The following is a 22,708-nucleotide window of genomic DNA, read 5'->3' on the forward strand; positions in this document are numbered from 1 at the left end:
GCGCCCAGCCTAATCAGGCCGGCCGGAACAGTCATCCGTCGAATGGTTGACCGGCAGCAGAAAGCTCCGGGTCACCCCGACACCGCGGGGCATGGGAGAATTGGGCTCATCATGTCACCGAGAGCTCTCAAGGCGCTGGAACCGGCCGCCACTGCCCCCGCGTTCATCCGTAACTTCTGCATCATCGCGCACATCGACCACGGCAAGTCCACGCTGGCCGACCGGATGCTGCAGATCACCGGCGTCGTCGACGACCGCTCCATGCGCGCCCAGTACCTGGACCGGATGGACATCGAGCGTGAACGCGGCATCACCATCAAGAGCCAGGCGGTGCGGATGCCCTGGGAGATCGACGGTCAGACCTACGCGCTGAACATGATCGACACCCCTGGCCACGTCGACTTCACCTACGAGGTCTCCCGCAGCCTGGCCGCGTGCGAGGGCGCCATCCTGCTCGTCGACGCCGCGCAGGGCATCGAAGCCCAGACGCTGGCGAACCTGTACCTGGCCCTGGAGAACGACCTCACCATCATCCCGGTGCTCAACAAGATCGACCTGCCGGCCGCCGACCCCGACAAGTACGCCAAGGAACTCGCCAGCCTGATCGGCGGCAGCCCGGACGACGTGCTGCGGGTCTCCGGCAAGACCGGCGTCGGCGTGTCAGAGCTGCTCGACCGCGCCACCTCGCTGATCCCCGCGCCCGTCGGCGACGCAGACGCACCGGCCCGAGCCATGATCTTCGACTCCGTCTACGACAGCTACCGCGGCGTCGTCACCTACGTGCGCATGATCGACGGTCATCTCAGTCCGCGCGAGAAGATCCAGATGATGTCCACCCGCGCCACCCACGACATCCTCGAGATCGGTGTCACCAGCCCCGAGCCCACGCCGAGCAAGGGTCTGGGCGTCGGCGAGGTCGGCTACCTGATCACCGGTGTGAAGGACGTGCGCCAGTCCAAGGTCGGCGACACCGTCACCACCGCCGTGAAGCCCGCCACCGACGCGCTGCCCGGCTATACCGAACCCAAACCGATGGTGTTCTCCGGCCTGTACCCGATCGACGGCAGCGACTACCCGGCGCTGCGTGAAGCACTCGACAAGCTCAAGCTCTCGGATGCGTCGCTGGTCTACGAGCCGGAAACGTCCGTCGCGCTCGGCTTCGGTTTCCGGTGCGGATTCCTCGGCCTGCTGCACCTGGAGATCATCACCGAGCGCATCGACCGGGAATTCAACCTCGACCTGATCACCACCGCACCCAGCGTGATCTACGAGGTCACCACCGACGACAAGAAGACCGTCACGGTGACCAACCCGAGCGAGTTCCCCAACGGCAAGATCGCCGTGGTGGAGGAACCGATCGTCAAGGCCGCGATCCTCGCGCCCAAGGACTACGTCGGCGTCATCATGGAACTCTGCCAGGGCCGCCGCGGCACCCTGCTCGGCATGGAGTACCTCGGCGAGGACCGGGTCGAGATTCGTTACACGATGCCGCTGGGCGAGATCGTGTTCGACTTCTTCGACCAGCTCAAGAGCAAGACCGCCGGTTACGCCTCGCTGGACTACGAGCCGATCGGCTCGCAGGAGGCCGACCTGGTCAAGGTCGACATCCTGCTGCAGGGCGAGCAGGTCGACGCGTTCAGCGCCATCGTGCACCGCGACAAGGCGTACGACTATGGCGTGCTGATGACCGGACGTCTCCGCAAGCTCATCCCGCGCCAACAGTTCGACGTGCCCATCCAGGCCGCCATCGGCGCCCGCATCATCGCCCGCGAATCGATCAGCGCCATCCGCAAGGATGTTCTGGCCAAGTGCTACGGCGGTGACATCTCCCGTAAGCGCAAGTTGCTCGAGAAGCAGAAGGAAGGCAAGAAGCGCATGAAGATGGTCGGCCGCGTCGAGGTCCCGCAGGAGGCGTTCATCGCCGCGCTCTCCGGCGACGAGCCGGCCAAGAAGGAAAAGAAGTAACGAAAAATGCGCCGCTCGACCTTCACCGACGCCGCCGTGACCTACGCGGCCATCGGCGGCACCCTCGCCCCCGACCTGATGCGGTACCCGCCCAAGGGGCACCGTCCGCTCGAGCGCACGGTGCGCCTGGGCAGCGGTGAGGAACGCTTCCGGGTGGCGACGACCGCCCTGATGACCTGGGGCATCCAGCGCGGCAGTGGCATCACCGTGACCGACCTCGACGCCGGCACCGGTGTGCAGTACACCGGCATCGTCTTCACCGAGGAAGGCACCCCTGCGCCCAAGCAGGAGCACCCCGTCAACGAGGCCACTTTCGCCGAGGACGGCACCCCGTTCATCAGCAACGGCATGACCGCGACCCTCGCGATCCCGACCGCCTGGTTCACCGTCGCCGCTCCTGTTCGTGTCGTGTACGTCATCGACGAGGTCGACAAGATCGGCTTCGCCTACGGCACCATGCGCGGCCACCCGCAGACCGGCGAGGAGTGCTTCATCGTGGATCGTCGCGCCGACGACTCGGTGTGGCTCACCATCCGCTCCTTCTCGCGCCCCAGCACCTGGTACTACAAGCTGGCCGCGCCGATCCTGCGCTTCCAGCAGGAGCGCTACACCCGCAAATACCTGCTGGCCCTGCACCCCGTCGGGATGGGCTGACCGGGGTGGCTGGACCGCACCCGGTCGGCGACCCCGCCCCGCTGGACGGCCTGATCCCGGCCTCGGCCGCGATCGGTTCTGAGACCCGTGATTTCGGTGTCTACCTGCACGTACCGTTCTGCAGGGTGCGCTGCGGCTACTGCGACTTCAACACCTACACCGCCACCGAACTGCGCGGCGTCAAACAGAGCGACTACGCCAGCCAGGCGATCCTCGAGGTCGAGGCCGCCGCCCGCGTCCTGACCGCATCGGGTGTGCCCGCCCGGCCCGCCAGTACGGTCTTCTTCGGCGGCGGCACCCCCACCCTGCTGCCCGCAGACCACCTGGTGCGGATGCTGCACGCCGTGCGCGACACCTTCGGCATCGTGCCTGGCGCCGAGATCACCACGGAGGCGAACCCCGATTCCGTCGACCTCGCCTACCTGCGCCAGCTCAAGCAGGCCGGATTCACCCGGGTATCGTTCGGCATGCAGTCCGCCGTACCCCGCGTGCTGGCCACCCTGGAACGCACCCACGACCCCGAGCGGGTGCCGCTCGTGGTCGGCTGGGCTCGCGAGGCCGGCCTGGACGTGAGTCTGGACCTGATCTACGGCACCCCTGGGGAGACCATCGAGGACTGGCGGGCCAGCCTCACGCACGCCATCAGCCAGGCCCCTGACCACATCAGCGCGTACTCGCTCATCGTCGAGGACGGCACCAAGCTGGCCAGGCAGATCCGCCGCGGTGAACTGGTGCAACCCGATGAGGACCTGCAGGCCGACTTCTACGAACTGGCCGACGCCATGCTCGGCGACGCCGGTTATGCCTGGTACGAGGTGAGCAACTGGGCGACGGATGACGCGCACCGGTCACGGCACAACCTGTCCTATTGGCGGAGCGCCGACTGGTGGGGGATCGGCCCCGGCGCGCACAGCCACGTCGGCGGGGTGCGCTGGTGGAACGTGAAGCACCCGGCAGCGTACGCCGACCGGGTCCTCGCCGGCCACTCTCCGGCCGCGGGCCGGGAGACCCTCGACGACGCCACCAGGGAGACCGAGCGCGTACTGCTGCTCACCCGCATCCGTGAGGGCATCCCCGTGGCCACGCTGTCGCCGCTGGGCCGCCGCGAAGTCGCCGGGCTGATCAACGACGGGCTGATCGACGACGGGCTGATCGACGGCAGGGCCGCCATCGGCGGCACCATCGAGCTCACCCTCACCGGCCGGCTCCTGGCCGACGCCGTGGTGCGTCGGCTGCTCACCGACTGAAGCGCCCCCACGAACCGCGCCGGCAGGCCCACACACGCGTGTGTGGGCCTGCCGGCGCGGTTCGCTGGGGAGGTTCGCGAGTGGGGTTCGCGGGGTTAGTTGATGAACTTGATCGTGAGCGGGTAGGTGTACCACTCGCCCTTGTTGGCGGCGATCGCGGCCATGATGCTGAAGACGATGCTGAGGATCCAGGCGGCGGCGAGGATGAAGACGCCGACGAGGATCACGGTGAGGATCGAACCGACCACGTACGCGATCGCGAGGGTGATCTGGAAGTTCAGGGCCGTCGCGGAGTGCGCACGGATGAACGGGCCACGGTCCTTGAGCACGATGAAACCGATCAGGGCGGGCAGGAAGCCGAACAGGATCCCGCCGATGTGGATCAGAGTGGCCCACAGCTTCTCGTCGGCCGGGCCCAGCTGGCTCGGGGCGGAGTAGGGGTTGGCGGGGGGAAGTTTCGACTCAGACATATGGTTCTCCTTCGTGGACACTCGGGGAATCGGGATGGTACGGGTGTCACTGACACCAGATTAGCGCCGGTTGCCGTCGTGCACGCCTGCAAATTAGCTGATCAGGCGAAGGGCGAACGGGTATCGGTACGGGCGGCCGGCGCGGGCGCTGGCGAAGCCCAGCACCGAGAAGACCGATCCGATCAGCCACAGCACCCAACTGAGCGAGCCGAGGCCGCCCAGCAGGCCGAAGGTGAACAGTGCCAGGACCGTGCTGAGGACATTGATGGCGAGGTACCCGATCAGCAGCGTGATCTGGAAGTTCAGGGCCTCCTTCGCCTCCTCGTCGGTGAACGGGCCCCTGGAGCGGAACACCGCCCAGATGATCAGTGACGGCAGGAACGAGAGGATGCCGCCGAGATGGGCGAGGGATGCCCACATCCGGTCCTGCTCGGCGTTCAACGCGGCGCCGGTGCCTGATCCGGACGACCCTGTCGGCCCGTATGGGGTGCTCATGACAATGCCCTTCCACTTCGTTCGGTGACCCGTGCGGTTGCCGTTGTCCCCACGGTACTGCGCCAATTCCACGTCGGGCAACGGGTATGCCGGGCGCCCGCGATATGATTGGCAGTCAAACAACGAGAGTGCCAGTCGTCGGCGGCACACACAGGCAGAGGGAGGCGATCGCTACATGGTGTCTGATCGCAGCCTCGAGGTCCTCCGTGTCATCGTGCAGGACTACGTGGCCTCCCGGGAACCGGTCGGTTCCAAGTCCATCGTCGACCGGCACGCCTTCGGGGTTTCTGCCGCCACCATCCGAAACGACATGGCGCTGCTCGAAGAGGAAGAACTCATCGTGGCCCCGCACACGTCGTCGGGGCGCATCCCCACCGACAAGGGCTACCGCCTGTTCGTCGACCACCTGGCCGACCTGCGCCCGCTCACCGGAGCACAGCGGCAGGCCATCGAGGTGTTCCTCGGCCAATCGGCCGACCTCGATGAGGTGCTCGCCCGCAGTGTGCGCCTGCTGTCCCAGCTCACCAACCAGGTGGCGCTGGTGCAGTATCCGTCGTTGTCCCGGGCGTCTGTGCGGCACATCGAACTCGTGCCGCTCAGCGACACCCGGGTGCTGTCCGTGCTGATCACCGACTCCGGTCGGGTGGAGCAGCGGGTGGTCGAACTGCCGCGTCCGATCGACGAGGCGGCCCTGGCGGAGCTCCGATCCAAGCTCAATGCCGTCATCGGCGGCCTCGGCATGACGGCCGCAGCGACGGCCCTCAACGGTCCAACCGGCCTCGGTGCCCCTGAGCAGACCGACCTCGTCGACCTGATCACCGGAACCCTCCGCGACCAGGTCGGCGCCAACCGGCAGGACCGCCTCGTCATGGCCGGCGCCGCCAACCTGGTGCGCACCGAGGAAGACTTCACCGGCAGCATCTACCCCGTACTCGAAGCCATCGAGGAGCAGGTCGTGCTGCTGCGCCTGTTCGGCGAAATGGCGACGGACCAGCACGGTGTCTCGGTGAGCATCGGCCGGGAGAACGCCCCGTTCGGTCTGGGCGAGACCTCCGTGCTCACCAGCGGTTACACCTCCAGGGGCGACGCGGCACGCCTCGGCGTGCTCGGCCCCACCCGGATGGACTACTCCAACAACATGGCGGCCGTTCGCGCCGTCGCCCGCTACCTGTCTCGCCTCCTGGGCGAGAACTAGCCGGCCCCATCACGTATCCCGACGACGAATTCCCACCCCAGAACCCGAGGAGAGCCACTTTTGGCTGACCACTACGAAGCACTCGGCGTCGCGCGCGACGCCTCCACCGAAGAGATCAAGAAGGCGTACCGCAAGCTGGCCCGTCAGCTGCACCCCGACGTGAACCCCGGGGCAGAAGCATCCGAACGGTTCAAGACCGTCACCCACGCCTACGACGTGCTCTCCGACCCCAAGCAGCGCCAGAACTACGACCGCGGCGGCTCCGGTTCCAGCCAGGGCGGCGGCTTCGACGCCGGGAACTTCGGCGACATCTTCGAGACCTTCTTCGGCGGCGGCGGCGGGGGCGGAGGCATGCGGGGGCCGCGCTCCAGACGAGAACGCGGTCAGGACGCGCTCATCCGCGTGGAGCTCGACCTCGACGAGGTCATTTTCGGAACCCACCGCGACATCGAGGTGGACACGGCGATCATGTGCGCCACCTGTTCGGGAACCTGCTGCCAGCCCGGCACGAGCCCGGTCACCTGCGACATCTGCCACGGCACCGGCAGCATCCAGCGCGCCGTTCGTTCGCTCCTCGGCAATGTGATGACCTCGAGCCCGTGCGGCTCCTGCCGCGGCTACGGCACCATCATCGCCACCCCGTGTGTCACCTGCCAGGGGCAGGGCCGGGTGCGTGCCCGTCGTACCGTTCCGGTCGACATCCCCGCCGGCGTCGACACCGGCCTGCGCCTGCAGATGCCGGGAAGCGGCGAGGCCGGCCCGGCCGGCGGACCCAACGGTGACCTCTACCTGGAGATGAAGGTGCGCCACCACGACGTCTTCAGCCGGGACGGTGACGACCTGCTCTGCACCCTCACGGTGGCGATGACCGACGCCATCCTCGGCACCACGGCCACGGTCAAGGCCCTCGACGGCGACATCGAGGTAGAGCTCCGCGCCGGCGTTCAGGCCGGAGAGATCCTCACCATCAAGGACCGCGGCGTGACCAGACTGCGCGGCAACGGTCGCGGCGACCTGCGCGTCGGTGTGCAGGTGCTGACACCGACCAAACTGGACCACAAGGAACGCGAACTGATCGAGGCCTTCGCGGCCAGGCACAAGGCCCCGGCTCCGGCCCTCAGCCAATTCCAGCAGGGACTGTTCGCGAAGCTGCGCGACAGGTTCCTGGGTTAGAGCCGGCTCGATGGCGCACTACTTCCTCTCCGACAACCTCGGCGCAACCGCGGACGGCACGCCCAGCGCCGACCCCGTCGTGGGCGGCACCGTCAGCGTCACCGGCGCAGAGGCGAAGCACGCCGTCACGGTCAGCCGTGTGCGGCCGGGGGAGAGCCTGCTGCTCGGCGACGGCGCCGGCCTGGTTCTCGGCGTCACCGTGCTCACGGCCGAACCGACCGTGCTCACGGCCAGGGTGGAGACGGTGGTGCGCACCCCGCCCGCCACGCCCCGGATCGTGCTGGTCCAGGCGCTGGCGAAGGGGGACCGCGACGAGCTCGCCGTCCAAGCCGCCACCGAGCTGGGCATCGACGCCGTGCAGCCGTGGGCGGCGAGCCGCTCGGTGGCCAGGTGGGAGGGCGTCAAGATCGCCAAGGGCCAGGCGCGTTGGACCGCCATCGTGCGGGAGGCCAGCAAACAGTCCATCCGGCCCTGGTTGCCGATGGTGTTCCCGCTGACCACGACCAAGCAGCTGGCCGCCCTGGCGGCCACCAGCCGGATGCTGCTGCTGGAGCCGACGGCATCCGTGCGCCTGACCACCATCGCGGCGCCCACCGACGACCGCGACATCGTGCTCGTCGTGGGACCGGAGGGCGGAATCGCCGCCTCGGAGCTTGACCTGCTCGAGCGGGCCGGCGCGAGCCGGGTGCGCCTGGGCGACACCGTGCTACGCACGTCGACCGCCGGGCCGGCGGCGGTCGCCATCCTGAACGCAACGCTCGGCCGCTGGTAGTTCCGCTTAAGATAGAGACATGTCTTCCCCCGCTGCAGAACCCACAGTTTTCAGCCGGATCGTCGCGCGCGAAATTCCGGCGACGATCGTGGCGGAGACCGACCACATCATCGCCTTCAACGACATCCACCCGCAGGCGCCGGTGCACGTCGTCGTGACCACCAAGAGCGCGGCCTTCCGCAATGTCGGCGAGCTCGCCGCCGCCGACCCCGCACTGCTGGCCGAGCTGGTCGCGGTGGCCGGCCGCGTCGCCGACGAGCACTGCTCCGGCGAATACCGGCTCGTGTTCAACACCGGCGCCTCCGCCGGCCAAACCGTCTTCCACGTGCACGCGCACGTTCTCGGCGGCGGACTCGAGGAGGGCACGCTTAGTGGCCGGTGACACGCAGACGCCGGAACCGGAGGACGGCGCCGAAGTGCTGCCGGCGGTGCGCAAGCTGCTCGTCGACGGTGTCGCGATGGTCAGGCTGCTCGGCCCGCAGGACCGTTTCCTCACCACCATCGAGAAGGAATACCCCGCCGTCGCCGTGCACGTGCGCGGCAACGAGGTCACCCTCACCGGTCCGAGCCAGGCCGTCGATGCCGTCGTGCGCCTGATCCAGGAGCTCGAACAGCTGCTGCGCACGGGTGCCGACCTCGGCGAGGCCGAGGTGAGCACCTCCGCGCGGATGCTCGGAGCCGACAGTTCGTCCAGCCCGTCGACCGTGCTCGGGCAGGCCATCCTCACCTCTCGCGGTGTCACCGTGCGCCCCAAGACGCTCGGGCAGAGCGACTACGTCAACGCGATCGATGAGAACGCCATCGTCTTCGGCATCGGTCCGGCCGGCACCGGCAAGACCTACCTCGCCATGGCGAAGGCGGTGCAGGCGCTGCAACGCAAAGAGGTCGACCGCATCATCCTCACCCGTCCGGCCGTTGAGGCCGGGGAGCGGCTCGGCTTCCTGCCAGGCACCCTCACCGACAAGATCGATCCCTACCTGCGCCCGCTCTACGACGCCCTGTTCGAGATGATGGACCCCGAGCTGGTGCCCAAGCTGCTGGCCGCGGGCACGATCGAGGTCGCGCCGTTGGCCTACATGCGCGGCCGCACCCTCAACTCGGCGTTCATCGTGCTCGATGAAGCGCAGAACACCACGCCGGAGCAGATGAAGATGTTCCTCACCCGCCTCGGCTTCGGCTCGCAGATGGTCGTCACCGGCGACATCACCCAGATCGACCTGCCGGCAGGCGCCAGCGGGCTCCGCCTGGTCACCCGGGTCCTCGACGGAATCGACGACATCGCCTTCGTCCGACTGACCAGCGCCGACGTCGTGCGCCACAGCCTGGTGGGACGCATCGTCGATGCGTACACCGAATACGACGCGCAGAAGCAGGCCCAACGCTACGAAAGCGACCAGGCCCGCGACTTCGCCGCCCGCGCTCCGCATCAGGGGAACCCGCGCGATCGCACCCCGAAACGGAGATCCAGTTGAGCATCGAAATCAACAACGAGTCGGCCATCCCGGTCGATGAAGCCGCCATCCTGCGGCTGGCCGCCTTCGCCCTCGACGCCATGCACGTACACGCCGACGCCGAACTGGCCATCGTGCTCGTGGACGAGGGCGCCATGGAACAGCTGCACGTGCAGTGGATGGACGAACCGGGCCCCACCGACGTGCTGAGCTTCCCGATGGACGAGCTGCGCCCTGGCACCGAAGACGCCCAAACCCCGCCGGGCCTGCTCGGTGACATCGTGCTGTGCCCGCAGGTGGCGCAGGGCCAGGCCGAGACCGCCGGCCACAGCACCCTCGACGAATTGCTGCTGCTCACCACCCACGGGGTGCTGCACCTGCTCGGCTTCGACCACGCCGAGCCGGAAGAAGAGAAGGAGATGTTCGGCATCCAGCGCGACATCCTGATCGGCTTCGCCATGCAGGAACGACGCCGCACCACATGATCGTCGGGTGGTTCCTCGCGGCCGCCATCCTGCTCGTCGCGTTCGGCGGGCTCATGGCCGCCGTCGATTCCGCGATCATGGCCCAGTCCAGGGCCGACATCGCCGAGCTCGCCGTCACGGCACGGGCCAAACGATCCCTTCGCGCGATCGCCGCGGACACCGGCGCGCACCTCAACGCGATCAACTTTGTGCGGATCATCGCGGAGACCACCGCGGCGGTCCTGGTGACCCTCGTGTTCGCCACGACGATCGAGCAGATCTGGCTCGCCCTGCTGCTGTCGGCGTTGCTGATGACCGCGGTGTCGTTCGTGCTCGTCGGAGCGAGTCCGCGCAGTGTCGGGCGCGCGCATCCGAAGACCCTGGTGGCCGTCACCGCCCTGCTCGTGCACTTGCTCCGGGTGCTGCTCGGTCCGGTCGCGAACGCCCTCGTCGCCCTGGGTAACCGTGTCACTCCCGGCCGCACCCGGCTGGCGACGTTCACCTCTGAGGACCAGCTGCTCAGCATGGTCGACGAGGCCACGGAGCTCGACGTGATCGAGGAAGACGATCGCGAACTGATCCACTCGATCTTCGAGTTCAGCGAGACCGTGGTGCGCGAGCTGATGATCCCGCGCACGGACATGGTCACCATCGACGCCGACGCCACCGTGGGTGCTGCGATGGGCCTGTTCCTCAGCAAGGGTTTCTCCCGGGTGCCCGTCGTCGACGGTGAAGTCGACGACGTCACCGGCATCCTCTATCTGCGCGATGTGGCCAGGCTGGTCTACGAGCGTCCACGCAACCTCGAGACCCTGCGGGTGCGGGAACTGGCCAAGGCGGCCCAGTTCGTGCCGGAATCGAAGAAGGCCGACGCGCTGCTGCGGCAGATGCAGCTGGAGTCGAACCACCTGGCGATGGTCGTGGACGAGTACGGCGGCATCGCCGGGTTGGTCACCCTCGAGGACCTCATTGAGGAGCTCGTCGGCGACATCTCCGATGAATACGACCGGGACGTCGTGGAGATCGAAGACCTCGGGTCGGGTCGATTCCGGGTGAGCGCCCGCCTGCCGGTGGATGAACTCGGCGAACTCTTCAACCTCGACCTCGATGACGACGACGTCGACTCCGTCGGCGGGCTGCTCGCCAAGGCGTTGGGCAGGTTGCCCGTCGCCGGCAGCGAAGCCAGAACCAGCGGGCTGATCCTCACCGCAGAACGCACCGAGGGTCGCCGCAAACGAATCAGCACAGTGCTGGTCGAACCAGACAAGGCGTTGAGAGACGCACAGTCCGCATTCCTGGGAATGCCGGACATCGAAGGAGCACACGGCCATGACCAAAGAACCTGATTTCCGGGCGGGGTTCGTTTCCTTCGTCGGACGCCCCAACGTGGGCAAGTCCACCCTCACCAATGCCCTGGTGGGGGAGAAGGTCGCGATCACGTCGTCGAAGCCGCAGACCACCCGCCGTGCCATCCGCGGCATCGTGCACCAGAAGAACGGCCAGCTGATCCTGGTCGACACCCCCGGCATCCACCGCCCCCGCACCCTGCTCGGCGAGCGGTTGAACAGCCTGGTGCAGTCCACCCTGAGCGGCGTCGACGTGGTCGGCCTGTGCATCCCGGCCAACGAACCGATCGGGCCTGGCGACAAGTTCATCAATGAGCAGCTCGACAACTTCCCCCGCGCCAAGAAGGTGGCCATCGTCACCAAGATCGACATGTCGAGCAAGACCAGTGTCGCCAACCAGCTCCTGGCGGTGTCGCAGCTGCGCGACTGGGAGGCGATCGTGCCGATCTCGGCGACCAGCCGGATCCAGCTCGATGTGCTCAGCACCGAGCTGCTGCGCCTGCTGCCGCTGAGTGACGCGCCGCTGTATCCGGCGGATGCCGTCACCGACGAAAGCCTGGAATCACGGATCTCCGAGTACATCCGCGAGGCGGCGCTCGAGGGCGTCACCCACGAGCTGCCGCACTCCATCGCCGTGACCATCGACGACATCATCGATCGTGACGACCAGGACCTCGTGGAGATCTACGCGAACCTGTTCGTGGAGCGGGACAGTCAGAAGGGCATCATCATCGGCCATTCCGGTAGCCGGCTCAAGGACGTCGGCATGCGTGCCCGCAAGCAGATCGAGCCGCTCATCGGCAAGCGCGTCTTCCTCTCGCTGCGGGTCAAGGTCGCCAAGGAATGGCAGCGCGACCCGAAGCAGCTCGGCCGCCTGGGCTTCTGATCCGCGAGGAGCGGCGGGTGCGCGCCTGCTCGGCCGGCCTCGTTCCCCGTGCTCTCGGCAACTGTTCCCGAAACGGACAATTGCGCCCGGTGTGCCGGCACCAATTGTCCGCACGGGGAACAGTTGTGGGCCGCAAGGGCTGCCAGACTGGTCCGGATCGGGACGCGCCGGGACCCGGCGTGAACGAACCCGTTCGAGCAGACGAATCCGGTCGAGGAGATCACATGTCGCAGCCGACACCATCCGCACCCGTCATCGCCGTCGTCGGCGCCGGAGCGGTCGGCGGCCTCATCGCCGCACTGTTGCACCGCACCGGTGTGGATGTGGTCGCCGTCGCCCGCCCCGACACCGCCCGCACCATCGCAGAGGACGGGCTCACCATCCACAGCCGACAGTTCGGTGACGGAGTGTCGAGAATCCGGGTCGCCACTCGGATCCCCGCCGGAGCCCACGTCATTCTCGCCACCAAGGCCGCCGCGCTTCCGGCCCTGGCTCCAGAGATCGGCTCCGCGCGCCCCGCGGAGATCGTGTCGCTGCTCAACGGCATCGAACACCTGGCCGTGCTCCACGACGCCGCGCCAGGCTCGGTCGTGGCGGGCGCCTCCGTCGCCGTGGAGTCGACCCGGTTGGCCCCGACGGTCATCGAGCACCGCAGCCCGTTCCTGCGTCTCACCGTGCCGGCCCACGCCGCAGACACTGCAATCGTCCTGGCCTGGCAGGCCGCCGGCTTCGACGTCACGATCGGCGGGAGCGACAACGACGTGCTCTGGACCAAACTCCGCTTCCTCGCGCCGATGGCCCTGCTCACCTCGCACTGGCGGCTACCGATCGGCGCCGCGGTTGATCGGGATCCGGCACTCACCCTCGCCCTCCTGACCGAGGTCGCCCAGATCGCGACGCTGGACGGCGTTCCGACGGATGCGGGCCAGTTGGCCCGTGCCCTCGCCGCACTCCCGCCCGGCATGCGCTCATCCCTGCAGAACGACCTCGAGGCGGAGCAGGCGAACGAGCTCGACGCCATCGGGGGAGCAGTGGCCCGTCGCGGCCTCGCTGTCGGCGCGGACACCGCGACGGTGGACCGGCTCGTCGCCGACCTCCGCGCACGGTGACACCTGACCCGACTACATCGCAGGGATGACTTCCGGCCGATGCCGGGATGATCTCCCCGCCGCGGCGGGAAGCAGGCAGCCGCCGAGCCCTACGCTGGGGTGATGGCTGCTCAGGGCTTCTTCACGCGCACGGCGCCGTACCGGTGGGCCCTCGAGCCTGCCCTCGGCGTGGCCATCGCCCTCGTCTGGGGCAGTGCGGCCCTGGTCTTCGGCCACCGGTCGTCCCTGCTCATCGTCGGTCTCCTGATGGTCGCCGTCGCCGTCTCCCGTGCCCTGCCCAGCGTCGCTCTCGTCGTTTCGGTCGTCGCGGCCGTCGGCACTGTCGCGGCGTCCTCCGGGCTCTTCACCAACCCGGTCGCGCTGGCGCTGGTGTTGGTCAGCGGATGCCTCATCACCTGGGGGGTGTGTCTGTCTGGGAGCTCCGCCGAAAGGTATGTCGCCCTCGCCGGTGCCCTGCTGGTCGGTGCCCTGCTGACGACGTTGCTGCTGGTCTCGGCGTCGGTCAGCACCGAGACCGGGTTCGGTGGCGTGCCGGGGTTCTTCGTCGAGGTGGCCTTCCGGCTCACCCTGGGGTTCTTCCTGACGGCCCTGCTCGTGGCCGGTTGGGTGGGTGCCCTGGTGCTCCGCATGCGTGCGGACGCCCGGCTGGCCGCCCAGCACCAGCCCGCTCGGCTCACCTGGGAGACCTGGCTGATGCTCCCGGCGCCGACGGGCTGGCTCACCGGTCCCAGCCTGTTCGCCGACCGTCCGGGATTCCGGCCGTTGAGCCGGAGAACCCTGCTCATCGACCTGGGCATCGCCGGCGGCTTCACGCTGTTCGGCTTTCTGAGCGACCCGTACGGCAGCGCCTGGTCACTCATCGTGCTGGCCGTGTTCACCGCGGCGGTGTCCGTGCGCAGGCTCTGCCCTGCGCTGGCCCTCGCGCTGGCCTGGGTGGGCGCGTTGACGCAGATGCTGGCCGGGCAGCCGGTGCTGGGCAGCAACTTCGCCGTGCTCGCCGTGCTGTACGCCACAGCGGCGTACGCCGACCGGTTCGTCCGGTGGGCCGGGCTGGTCTCCGTCGGGGTCGGGGCGCTGTTCGCGGCGGCCTACCTCACCATCTTCCAGGGCGGTTACCGGTCGCTCGAGTTCGCTCTGGCCCAGGACATCGGCGGGCTGATCTGGTCGATGGTGGCCACGTTCGTCGCCAGCCTCGCCGTCCTCGGTCTCTCCTGGACCCTGGGTCTGCTCATGCGCACCTGGCAAACCGCCAGGGCAGGGCGGGTCGGCGAGCACCGCGCTATGGAGGAACAGCGCGTGGCGCAGCGCAGCGTCGTCGTGGAACAGGAACGCAACCGCATCGCCCGCGACATGCACGACGTCGTCGCGCATTCCCTGGCCGTCGTGATCGCGCAGGCTGACGGTGCCAGGTACGCGCGTGCCCAGGATCCCGACGCCGTCGATGCCGCACTGACCACCATCTCGACCACGGCACGAGATGCCCTCGGTGACGTCCGTATCCTGCTCACCCGGTTGCGGCAGGACGACGCTGCCGGTCCGCAGCCGGTGCTCGCCGACCTCGACCGCCTGGTTGCGCAGATGCGCAGCACCGGGCTCGACATCGAGTGGACCACGACGGGCACGCCCACCACTCTCGGCTCCGGCGCCCAGCTGGCCGTCTACCGCATCGTGCAGGAGGCCCTCACCAACGCCCTCCGGCACGGCGATGCCGGTCGGGCGGTATATTTGAGCCTCGCCTGGACGGACGGATGGGTTGCGGTGACGATAGACAACGCCGTGCGCCCCACCCCGGCCGCCGACGGCACAGGGGAACTCGGCCACGGACTGCCCGGCATGCGCGAGCGGGCCCTTCTGGCCGGCGGCTCCCTGACCGCTGAGCCCGTCGGTGGCCGGTTCATCGTGACCGCGCGCCTGCCGGCCATCACCACGAGTGCCCTGGTGCGGCCCATCCCCACCGCCCCCAGCCCCGCTGCAACCATCGGAGAACGACCATGACCGACGTCCACGCAGCGGATGCCCCGCGTATCCGGGTCGCCCTCGTTGATGATCAGGCCCTCTTCCGGGCCGGAATCCGCATGCTGGTGTCCTCCCAGCTCGACCTGGAATTCGTCGGGGAGGCCGGCAACGGTGCTGCGGGTGTCTCCATGGCCGCGGCCGTGAGTCCCGACGTGATCCTGATGGACATCCGGATGCCCGTGATGGACGGCATCGACGCCACCGCGGCCATCATCGCTGCCGCCGCCGCGGCGGGAACGACGCCGCCACGGATCATCGTGCTCACCACCTTCGAACTCGACGAATCCGCCAGCCGGGCCATCCGCGGCGGGGCCAGTGGGTTCCTGCTCAAGGACGCCGATCCGGAGTTCCTGCTCGCCGCGATCCGCACCGTGCACTCCGGCAGCGCCGTCATCGCCGCCTCGGCCACCCGCGAGCTCTTCGCCCATTTCGACGCCCCGGCCCCCGAGCAGGAGGTGCCGGTGGCGTACACGACCCTGACCAGCAGGGAACGGGACATCTTCGCCCTCGCCGCCCTGGGCCTGAGCAACGCTGAGATCGCCACCGGCGAGTTCCTGAGTGAGGCCACCGTCAAGACTCATATCAGCCGGATCCTGGCCAAGCTCTCCCTGCGCGACCGGGTGCAGCTGGTGGTCTTCGCCTTCCAGCACCGCCTCACCCAGTAGCTGGCGCTACCCAGCGGATGACCCGACGCCGCCCGGAGTCATCCGCACGGCCCGGCGATGTACACCCGCGGCCCGACGCGGCGGACTGCGGCGGATTCGTACCGTGGAAACATGGAAAATTCACCGTCAGAACCCGGCCTCGCGGCCAGAGTCACCTCCCTGAGCAAGACCTACGGCTCCGCCACCACCTCGGTGACGGCACTGGACGACGTGTCGATCGGCATCCGTCGCGGCCAGTTCACGGCCATCATGGGCCCGAGCGGCTCGGGCAAGTCCACCCTGATGCACATCATGGCGGGGCTGGACACCGCCACCGCCGGCCGGGCCTGGCTCGGCGACACCGAGATCAGCGCCCTGGACGACGCCGCACTCACGGTCCTCCGCCGGCGCCGGATCGGTTTCATCTTCCAGGCGTTCAACCTGGTGCCCACCCTCGACGTACGCGGCAACATCCTGTTGCCGTTCGCACTGGACGGCCGGAGACCCACCAGCTCCGAGAGCGCCTGGACCGAGCAGCTCATCGAGTCGCTCGGCCTTGCCGACCGGCTCACCCACCGGCCGCACGAGCTCTCCGGGGGCCAGCAGCAGCGGGTCGCTATCGCCAGGGCGCTGGCGACCCGGCCGGAGCTGGTCTTCGCCGACGAGCCCACCGGCAACCTCGACTCCCGCAGCGGCCGCGAGGTGCTGGCCCTGCTCCAGGCGGCGAGCACCGGTTACGGCCAGAGCATTGCCATGGTCACACACGACCCCATCGCGGCCAGCTACGCCGACCGCATCCTCTTCCTCGCCGACGGCCGCCTCGTCGAAGACCGGGAACGGTCCTCGGCCGAGGAGATCTCCCGCATCATGCTGGGCATGGAGCAGCACGCATGAGCGGCCGCGGTGCAAGTCTGCTCGTCGCCGGTCTCGCCTCAGCCTTCGGCGTGGTGCTGTTGCAGGTGACCAGCGTGCTCGCCACGGTGATCAGCGGCGACGACGTCTCCAGCATCGGCGCGGTGAAGTCGGCGCTGTCCCTCGTCGCGGTGCTGTTCATCACCATCGCCGTGTACGTGAGCTCGATCGTGACCACGAACACCGTCGCCACGATCATCGCCGGCCGCACCCACACCATCGCCCTGATGCGTCTGATCGGTTCAAGCGCCAGGGACCAGCGCCGCGCGGTGGCCAGGGAAGGCCTGCTCGTCGGTGTCGCCGGTGCCGTCCTCGGCGCCGTCGTGGGAACGGTGCTCCTCGGCGCCGGACTCTGGATCGCCGTGGCGGCGGGCGCCCTCCCCGACCTGCGCTACACCCTCATCGAACCGGTGCTGGCGCTGCCCGTCCTCGTTGTCGTGCTCTCCACCTGGTGCGCCGCCTGGGTCGGCTCCCGCCGGGTGCTCTCGGTCAGTCCGATGCAGGCCGTCGGCGCCGCCCAGGAACGCTCCCTCGAGGAAGCCGTACGACGGCCGGCCCGCAACGTGATCGCCGTGCTCCTGATCGTGGCCGGGTTCGTCTTCCTGGCCGGGGGCGTCGTCGTCGGGCTGGTCAGCGAGTACGGGGTGCTCCTGGGCCTGGTCGGCGGGTTGCTCTCCTTCAGCGGGCTCGTGCTGGGATCGCACCTGATCATGCCGCCCCTCCTGCGGCTGGTGGGCCGGGGGCTGGGCACGAACGCACCGTCCAGGCTCGCGGCCGCCAACGCGCAGCAGCACCCGGAGCGCAGCTCCAGGGCCACCATCGGCCTGGTCATCGGGGTCACCCTCATCACCATGTTCGCCGTCGCAGGGGCCACCTTCGAGAGGATGATGGAGTTGGCGATGGAGGATCCGTCGGTGCGCGCCGCGATCGGGGAGATGGTCGGCGTCAGCCTGACGGTGATCTCGGTGCTGGTGGGCTTCAGCGCCCTCATCGCGGCCGTGGGCATGGTGAACAACTTGGCCCTGAGCGTGCTCCAACGGTCCAGGGAGATCGGTTTGCTGCGGGCGCTCGGCTTCACCGGCGGGCAGGTGCGCAGGATGATCCTGGCCGAGAGCCTGCAGATGACCGTCGCCGCCGTCGCCCTGGGTCTGGCCCTCGGTGTGGGCTACGGCTGGGCAGCCGCGCAGTCCCTGTTCGGCGCTGTGGCCAACGTCGGGCTGGTGCTGCCGGCGGTGCCGTGGTTGCTCGTCGTGCTCTGCCTGGCCGGAACCGCCGTCCTGGCCGTCGGTGCCACGATCGTGCCCGCCCGGCGTGCGGTGTCGGTGGCCCCGGTGACCGCCCTGGCCGCCGGCTGAGCAGATGCTGAGGAACTCTTCGCCAATCGGTGTTACCCTTTTTGTGTGCTGTTCGGTCTGCTCCTCCTTAGCTGCCGCGACGAGTCCTAATCTGAGGCCTCACTCGTCGCGGAGTTTGTCGTCGGCTGACCACCACTCGCGAGGAGAAACCAGACCATGAAGAACAATCAGGCCGCATCGAAGATGCCGGTACACAAGTACCGCCCGTACCAGGACCAGTTCAGCGTCGACCTGCCGGATCGCACCTGGCCGGCCAACCGCATCACCCAGGCCCCGCGCTGGTGCGCCGTCGACCTGCGCGACGGCAACCAGGCGCTGATCGACCCGATGAGCCCGGAGCGCAAGCGCATCATGTTCGACCTGCTGGTGCGGATGGGCTACAAGGAGATCGAGGTCGGCTTCCCGTCGGCCAGCCAGACCGACTTCGACTTCGTGCGCAGCCTCATCGAGGACGGCGCCATTCCCGACGATGTGACCATCCAGGTGCTCACCCAGGCGCGTGAGCACCTGATCCGCCGCACCTACGAGTCCATCCTCGGAGCCAAGCAGGCCATCGTGCACCTGTACAACTCCACCAGCGTGCTGCAGCGCGAGGTCGTGTTCCGCGAGGACAAGCAGGGCATCATCGACCTGGCCCTGTTCGGCGCCCGCACCTGCCGTGCCCTCGAGTCCACGGTTCCCGGCACCGCCGTCTACTACGAGTACTCACCGGAGAGCTTCACGGGCACCGAGCTGGAGTTCGCCGTCGACATCTGCAATCAGGTGATCGAGATCTTCGAGCCCACCCCTGAGCGCAAGGTCATCATCAACCTGCCGGCCACCGTCGAGATGGCCACACCCAACGTGTACGCAGACGCCATCGAGTGGATGAGCAGGCACCTGGCCCACCGCGAGAACGTGCTGCTGTCGCTGCACCCGCACAACGACCGTGGTACCGCGATCGCGGCCGCGGAGTTGGGCTACCTGGCCGGCGCCGACCGCATCGAGGGCTGCCTGTTCGGAAACGGCGAGCGCACCGGCAACGTCGACCTCGTCGCCCTGGGCATCAACCTGTTCACCCAGGGCATCGACCCGCAGATCGACTTCGGCAACATCGACGAGGTCAAGCGCACCGCGGAGTACTGCAACCAGCTGCCCGTGCCCGAGCGCAGCCCGTGGGCGGGCGACCTGGTCTTCACGGCGTTCAGTGGATCCCACCAGGACGCCATCAAGAAGGGCTTCGAGGCCATGGCCGCCGAGGCTGCCGAGACCGAGCAGAGCGTCGACGACCTGGTCTGGGCCGTACCGTACCTGCCGATCGACCCCAAGGACCTGGGCCGCAGCTACGAGGCGGTCATCCGGGTCAACTCGCAGTCTGGCAAGGGCGGGGTCGCCTACCTGCTCAAGACCGACCACCACCTCGACCTGCCGCGCAAGCTGCAGATCGAATTCTCCGGCGTGGTGCAGGCCAAGACCGACGCGGACGGTGGCGAGGTCACCAGCGAGCAGATCTGGGACATCTTCAACGACGAGTACCTGCCCGCCATCCACACCCACCCGGATGCGAAATGGGGCCGGTTCGAACTGTTCTCCACCCGCACCTCCAGCGATCTCAGCGGCGCGGTCGACCTCACCGTCGACCTGCGTGACTCCGAATCGGTTGCCAGCGCTTCCGCCACCGGGAACGGTCCGATTGCGGCGTTCCTGGGCATCATGGCCGAGCGGGGCATCGCCATCACGCTCTATGACTACGTGGAGCACGCGATGTCCGCCGGCGGCGACGCCATGGCGGCGTCCTACGTCGAACTCGATGTGAACGGTAAGCGGTTCTGGGGCGTGGGCATCGATGCCGACATCTCGACGGCGTCGCTCAAGGCCGTCGTGTCGGCTGTGAACCGCGGCATCCGCGCCGAAAGCGGCGACCGGGAACTCGCCGCCGTCTAGGCGGGGCGCCGCACGCGGTCAACCGCGCGCAGCCGATCGCGCCCAGGCAGCAGCCACATAGGCAGCACAGAACGTCCCCGGCGCTGCCCCGCCGGGGACGTTGTCTGTTGAGGCTGCTGTGCCGGGATGATGCGCCGGTCTACACCCGCAGGGCCTTCCGCTCCGCCTCAGGGGTGAGCGGTGTCGGCATGGTCATGGGTTCGCCCTCCGGCTTGCCCAGCACCCGCGTGCAGTCATCGATCGCGGCGGCCAGCAGGCCGTAGAGGCGCTGGTCGGTGTCGGGGCTGCACGACTCGGCGATACCCTGCACCGAAATGCGGATGATCGACTCTGCGGTGCGGTCGGTGAACCTGCTCCTGGACCAGGAACCCACCGAGCCCATGAATTCCCTGGCCCATCGTTCGGTCTGGGGAGCCCGTGCGAACGCATCGCGCACCTGGTCGGACACGTCGATGGCCGCGCCGCTCTGTGCCCGAGCGAGGTGCCGCTGACAGTTGAGGATGCCAACGGCCAACGCGCGTTGATGATCGGCGCTGACCACGGGAAGACCGACCGTCGCTGCCCGGAGGGCCACGACGAGGCGCACCCGCTGGTCATCCCCGCGGAGGCCGATGACCGACGGGATCAGGGTCATCAGGCGTGACCTGGCGTCGTCTGACGTGCAGTCGTTCACCATCCTGGCCAGCGATGCCAGTACGGGGTGGGTACACGCGGGGTGGTCGCTCCAGGCTTCGCCGGACAGGTGCGAGGCGAATTCCATGAAGCAGGCGCCACTGCGCGGGCTCTTGTGTTTGCCCCTGGCCAGTACGGGCAACAGGTCGGGCGCAGTGCCCTCTGATCGTTTCATGGAGTACCTCCCTGCGACGTGGTTGTACCCCAATACTGAACCCAGATTCGGGTAAAGGCGAGGCCAAAGTGACCCGGTGTGAAAAATCCTCAGGAATGACCAAGCCCGGCGGTCCGGCCGTCATCCGACGCGACGATCCGGCGCGGGCGCAGGGAACCGGCGTGAGGAGGTGGGAGAATTGACCGTGCCCGTTTATCGTGATGAAGCCGTCGTGCTGCGCACCCACAAGTTGGGTGAGGCAGACCGCATCATCACGCTGCTCACCCGCCAGCACGGCAAGGTGCGCGCCGTGGCCAAGGGGGTGCGTCGCACGGCGTCCAAGTTCGGTGCCCGACTCGAACCGTTCATGGTCGTGGACGTGCAGCTGTACATCGGCCGCAGCCTCGACATCGTCAACCAGGCGGAGTCCATCGCGTCATACGGCGCGCAGATCACCGCGGACTATCCCAGCTACACGGCGGCGAGCGCCATGGTGGAAACCGCAGACAAGCTCACCGAGTCTGAAGGGTCCCTGCAGCAGTACCTGCTCCTGGTCGGTGCGCTCCGATCGCTCTCCCGCCGGGAGCACGGTTCCGGCGCCACCCTGGACTCCTACCTGTTGCGCGCACTCTCGATGGCCGGTTGGGCGCCGAGCTTCCACGACTGCGCACGCTGCGGCGCGCCAGGCCCGCACTCCGCGTTCGTGCCTCAGGTCGGCGGCATCGTCTGCGACAACTGCGCGGCACCGGGGTCTCCCCGCCTCGACCCGGCCACCATCGGCCTGCTGAGCGCCCTGCTCACCGGCGACTGGGCGCACACCGCCCAGGCGCCAGAGACCACCCAAGCCCAGGCCACCGGGGTTGTCGCCGCGTACACGCAGTGGCACCTCGGTCGCGGCCTTCGATCACTGGAGCACGTTCGCTCATGACGCCGAACCCTTTCCGTTCCACCCCGTATACTCACAAGGATGCCGTGGCGTTCAAGCCCGTCGATTGGACCGGCCTGTACCCTCCCACCCTGCCGGCCAAGGTGGTTCCGGAGCACGTCGCCGTGGTGATGGACGGCAACGGCCGGTGGGCCAACGCCCGCGGGCTCTCCAGGGTCGAGGGCCACAAGGCGGGCGAGGCCTCGCTGCTCGACGTCGTCGCCGGCGCCATCCAGATCGGCGTCAAGCACCTCAGCGTGTACGCGTTCTCCACCGAGAACTGGAAACGTTCCCCCGATGAGGTGCGCTTCCTGATGGGCTTCAACCGGGACGTGCTGCACCGCCGCCGCGACCAGCTCAATGACTGGGGGGTCAGGGTGCGCTGGGCGGGGCGGAAGCCCAAGCTGTGGGCATCCGTCATCAATGAACTGCAGTTCGCCGAAAAACTCACCGCGGGCAACGACGTGCTGACCCTGACCATGTGCGTCAACTACGGTGGCCGCACCGAGATCGCGGATGCCGTGCGTGCGCTGGCCGACGATGTCGCCGCCGGCCGGTTGAAACCGTCCGGTATCACCGAGAAGTCCATCCAGCGAAAGCTCTACACCGCCGACCTGCCCGACGTGGACCTGTTCGTGCGCAGTTCGGGGGAGCAGCGCACCAGCAACTTCATGCTGTGGCAGAGCGCATACGCGGAGATGGTGTTCCTCGACACCCTGTGGCCGGACTTCTCCCGCGTCGACCTCTGGCACGCGATCGAGCTCTACGCCGCCCGCAACCGCCGCTACGGTGGCGCCGTCGACACGCCGACGGCCTGAACCGAATCGTCTCGTGAACGCACGCCGGGAATAACTGGAGGGGTCGCTCGGGTTGGGCCTCA

22 protein-coding genes are annotated in these 22,708 nt (G+C 68.3%); 19 read left to right on the top strand and 3 right to left on the bottom strand.

Going from position 1 to position 22,708, the window contains the following annotated elements:
- Positions 1–111 precede the first annotated feature (111 nt).
- From lepA to hemW, 3 genes are read left to right on the top strand one after another with little or no spacing between them, the layout of a single operon-like run.
- A complete protein-coding gene (gene lepA / locus K2F54_RS02690) occupies positions 112–1,965 on the top strand; it encodes a translation elongation factor 4 (protein ID WP_220604290.1) in 1,854 nt (617 codons plus the stop codon).
- A gap of 6 nt (positions 1,966–1,971) precedes the next feature.
- Positions 1,972–2,619 (top strand): DUF1990 domain-containing protein, encoded by a 648-nt coding sequence (locus tag K2F54_RS02695; protein WP_220604291.1) that lies wholly within the window; start codon positions 1,972–1,974, stop codon positions 2,617–2,619.
- 5 nt (positions 2,620–2,624) lie between these two features.
- A complete protein-coding gene (hemW, locus tag K2F54_RS02700; protein WP_220604292.1) occupies positions 2,625–3,866 on the top strand; it encodes a radical SAM family heme chaperone HemW in 1,242 nt (413 codons plus the stop codon).
- 95 nt (positions 3,867–3,961) lie between these two features.
- Here the strand turns inward: hemW and K2F54_RS02705 are convergent, their stop codons facing one another.
- Positions 3,962–4,336 carry a DUF4870 domain-containing protein gene (locus tag K2F54_RS02705; protein ID WP_220604293.1) on the bottom strand — a complete coding sequence of 125 codons (375 nt, stop codon included), beginning with the start codon at positions 4,334–4,336 and terminating at the stop codon, positions 3,962–3,964.
- Between the two features lie 93 nt (positions 4,337–4,429).
- Positions 4,430–4,831: a DUF4870 domain-containing protein gene (locus tag K2F54_RS02710; protein ID WP_220604294.1), complete on the bottom strand. Its 402-nt coding sequence runs from the start codon at positions 4,829–4,831 to the stop codon at positions 4,430–4,432.
- A 175-nt stretch (positions 4,832–5,006) separates the two neighbouring features.
- Between K2F54_RS02710 and hrcA the strand changes: the two genes are divergently transcribed.
- The 14 genes from hrcA (at position 5,007) to leuA (ending at position 20,077) form a co-directional block, all read left to right on the top strand.
- On the top strand, positions 5,007–6,026 hold the full coding sequence (hrcA, locus tag K2F54_RS02715) for a heat-inducible transcriptional repressor HrcA (RefSeq protein WP_220604295.1): 1,020 nt from the start codon (positions 5,007–5,009) through the stop codon (positions 6,024–6,026).
- Between the two features lie 60 nt (positions 6,027–6,086).
- Positions 6,087–7,199 carry a molecular chaperone DnaJ gene (gene dnaJ / locus K2F54_RS02720; protein ID WP_220604296.1) on the top strand — a complete coding sequence of 371 codons (1,113 nt, stop codon included), beginning with the start codon at positions 6,087–6,089 and terminating at the stop codon, positions 7,197–7,199.
- A 10-nt stretch (positions 7,200–7,209) separates the two neighbouring features.
- The gene (locus K2F54_RS02725) at positions 7,210–7,971 is read left to right on the top strand and encodes a 16S rRNA (uracil(1498)-N(3))-methyltransferase (protein ID WP_220604297.1); all 762 of its coding nucleotides are present in this window, start codon (positions 7,210–7,212) and stop codon (positions 7,969–7,971) included.
- Between the two features lie 19 nt (positions 7,972–7,990).
- Entirely contained in the window at positions 7,991–8,353 is a 363-nt protein-coding gene (locus K2F54_RS02730; protein WP_220604298.1) for an HIT domain-containing protein, read from the top strand.
- A gap of 76 nt (positions 8,354–8,429) precedes the next feature.
- A complete protein-coding gene (locus K2F54_RS02735; protein WP_220604430.1) occupies positions 8,430–9,443 on the top strand; it encodes a PhoH family protein in 1,014 nt (337 codons plus the stop codon).
- Complete coding sequence (gene ybeY / locus K2F54_RS02740; protein ID WP_220604299.1) at positions 9,440–9,907, top strand: rRNA maturation RNase YbeY; 468 nt, start codon at positions 9,440–9,442, stop codon at positions 9,905–9,907. The genes K2F54_RS02735 and ybeY overlap by 4 nt, the downstream gene beginning before the upstream one ends.
- A complete protein-coding gene (locus tag K2F54_RS02745) occupies positions 9,904–11,232 on the top strand; it encodes a hemolysin family protein (RefSeq protein ID WP_220604300.1) in 1,329 nt (442 codons plus the stop codon). Before ybeY ends, K2F54_RS02745 begins: the two co-directional genes overlap by 4 nt.
- The gene (gene era / locus K2F54_RS02750; protein WP_220604301.1) at positions 11,216–12,118 is read left to right on the top strand and encodes a GTPase Era; all 903 of its coding nucleotides are present in this window, start codon (positions 11,216–11,218) and stop codon (positions 12,116–12,118) included. Before K2F54_RS02745 ends, era begins: the two co-directional genes overlap by 17 nt.
- Positions 12,119–12,342: 224 nt before the next feature.
- Positions 12,343–13,227: a ketopantoate reductase family protein gene (locus K2F54_RS02755; protein ID WP_220604302.1), complete on the top strand. Its 885-nt coding sequence runs from the start codon at positions 12,343–12,345 to the stop codon at positions 13,225–13,227.
- Between the two features lie 102 nt (positions 13,228–13,329).
- A complete protein-coding gene (locus K2F54_RS02760) occupies positions 13,330–15,222 on the top strand; it encodes a sensor histidine kinase (protein ID WP_255576618.1) in 1,893 nt (630 codons plus the stop codon).
- Positions 15,219–15,908, top strand: coding sequence for a response regulator (locus K2F54_RS02765; protein ID WP_220604303.1), 690 nt, complete (start codon positions 15,219–15,221; stop codon positions 15,906–15,908). The genes K2F54_RS02760 and K2F54_RS02765 overlap by 4 nt, the downstream gene beginning before the upstream one ends.
- Positions 15,909–16,019: 111 nt before the next feature.
- Complete coding sequence (locus K2F54_RS02770; protein WP_220604304.1) at positions 16,020–16,781, top strand: ABC transporter ATP-binding protein; 762 nt, start codon at positions 16,020–16,022, stop codon at positions 16,779–16,781.
- On the top strand, positions 16,778–18,154 hold the full coding sequence (locus K2F54_RS02775) for an ABC transporter permease (RefSeq protein ID WP_220604305.1): 1,377 nt from the start codon (positions 16,778–16,780) through the stop codon (positions 18,152–18,154). The genes K2F54_RS02770 and K2F54_RS02775 overlap by 4 nt, the downstream gene beginning before the upstream one ends.
- Before the next feature lie 156 nt (positions 18,155–18,310).
- Positions 18,311–20,077 carry a 2-isopropylmalate synthase gene (leuA, locus tag K2F54_RS02780; RefSeq protein WP_220604306.1) on the top strand — a complete coding sequence of 589 codons (1,767 nt, stop codon included), beginning with the start codon at positions 18,311–18,313 and terminating at the stop codon, positions 20,075–20,077.
- Positions 20,078–20,216: 139 nt separating this feature from the next.
- Here leuA and K2F54_RS02785 read toward each other — a convergent pair whose 3' ends face one another.
- Entirely contained in the window at positions 20,217–20,924 is a 708-nt protein-coding gene (locus tag K2F54_RS02785; RefSeq protein ID WP_220604307.1) for a hypothetical protein, read from the bottom strand.
- A gap of 184 nt (positions 20,925–21,108) precedes the next feature.
- Between K2F54_RS02785 and recO the strand changes: the two genes are divergently transcribed.
- Together recO and K2F54_RS02795 are read left to right on the top strand one after the other, a co-directional pair.
- Entirely contained in the window at positions 21,109–21,831 is a 723-nt protein-coding gene (gene recO / locus K2F54_RS02790; RefSeq protein ID WP_220604308.1) for a DNA repair protein RecO, read from the top strand.
- Positions 21,828–22,646: an isoprenyl transferase gene (locus K2F54_RS02795; RefSeq protein ID WP_220604309.1), complete on the top strand. Its 819-nt coding sequence runs from the start codon at positions 21,828–21,830 to the stop codon at positions 22,644–22,646. Before recO ends, K2F54_RS02795 begins: the two co-directional genes overlap by 4 nt.
- Positions 22,647–22,708 lie beyond the last annotated feature (62 nt).

This window comes from Cryobacterium inferilacus, from assembly GCF_019599185.1.
GTDB lineage: Bacteria > Actinomycetota > Actinomycetes > Actinomycetales > Microbacteriaceae > Cryobacterium > Cryobacterium inferilacus.

Coding starts and splice junctions, on each gene's coding strand:
- era (WP_220604301.1), top strand. CDS start 11,216: ATGACCAAAGAACCTGATTTCCGGGCGGGGTTCGTTTCCTTCGTCGGA.
- hrcA (WP_220604295.1), top strand. CDS start 5,007: ATGGTGTCTGATCGCAGCCTCGAGGTCCTCCGTGTCATCGTGCAGGAC.
- K2F54_RS02730 (WP_220604298.1), top strand. CDS start 7,991: ATGTCTTCCCCCGCTGCAGAACCCACAGTTTTCAGCCGGATCGTCGCG.
- K2F54_RS02710 (WP_220604294.1), bottom strand. CDS start 4,831: ATGAGCACCCCATACGGGCCGACAGGGTCGTCCGGATCAGGCACCGGC.
- K2F54_RS02745 (WP_220604300.1), top strand. CDS start 9,904: ATGATCGTCGGGTGGTTCCTCGCGGCCGCCATCCTGCTCGTCGCGTTC.
- K2F54_RS02770 (WP_220604304.1), top strand. CDS start 16,020: ATGGAAAATTCACCGTCAGAACCCGGCCTCGCGGCCAGAGTCACCTCC.
- K2F54_RS02735 (WP_220604430.1), top strand. CDS start 8,430: ATGGTCAGGCTGCTCGGCCCGCAGGACCGTTTCCTCACCACCATCGAG.
- K2F54_RS02725 (WP_220604297.1), top strand. CDS start 7,210: ATGGCGCACTACTTCCTCTCCGACAACCTCGGCGCAACCGCGGACGGC.
- K2F54_RS02785 (WP_220604307.1), bottom strand. CDS start 20,924: ATGAAACGATCAGAGGGCACTGCGCCCGACCTGTTGCCCGTACTGGCC.
- K2F54_RS02795 (WP_220604309.1), top strand. CDS start 21,828: ATGACGCCGAACCCTTTCCGTTCCACCCCGTATACTCACAAGGATGCC.
- K2F54_RS02705 (WP_220604293.1), bottom strand. CDS start 4,336: ATGTCTGAGTCGAAACTTCCCCCCGCCAACCCCTACTCCGCCCCGAGC.
- lepA (WP_220604290.1), top strand. CDS start 112: ATGTCACCGAGAGCTCTCAAGGCGCTGGAACCGGCCGCCACTGCCCCC.
- K2F54_RS02755 (WP_220604302.1), top strand. CDS start 12,343: ATGTCGCAGCCGACACCATCCGCACCCGTCATCGCCGTCGTCGGCGCC.
- leuA (WP_220604306.1), top strand. CDS start 18,311: ATGAAGAACAATCAGGCCGCATCGAAGATGCCGGTACACAAGTACCGC.
- K2F54_RS02760 (WP_255576618.1), top strand. CDS start 13,330: ATGGCTGCTCAGGGCTTCTTCACGCGCACGGCGCCGTACCGGTGGGCC.
- K2F54_RS02695 (WP_220604291.1), top strand. CDS start 1,972: ATGCGCCGCTCGACCTTCACCGACGCCGCCGTGACCTACGCGGCCATC.
- K2F54_RS02765 (WP_220604303.1), top strand. CDS start 15,219: ATGACCGACGTCCACGCAGCGGATGCCCCGCGTATCCGGGTCGCCCTC.
- K2F54_RS02775 (WP_220604305.1), top strand. CDS start 16,778: ATGAGCGGCCGCGGTGCAAGTCTGCTCGTCGCCGGTCTCGCCTCAGCC.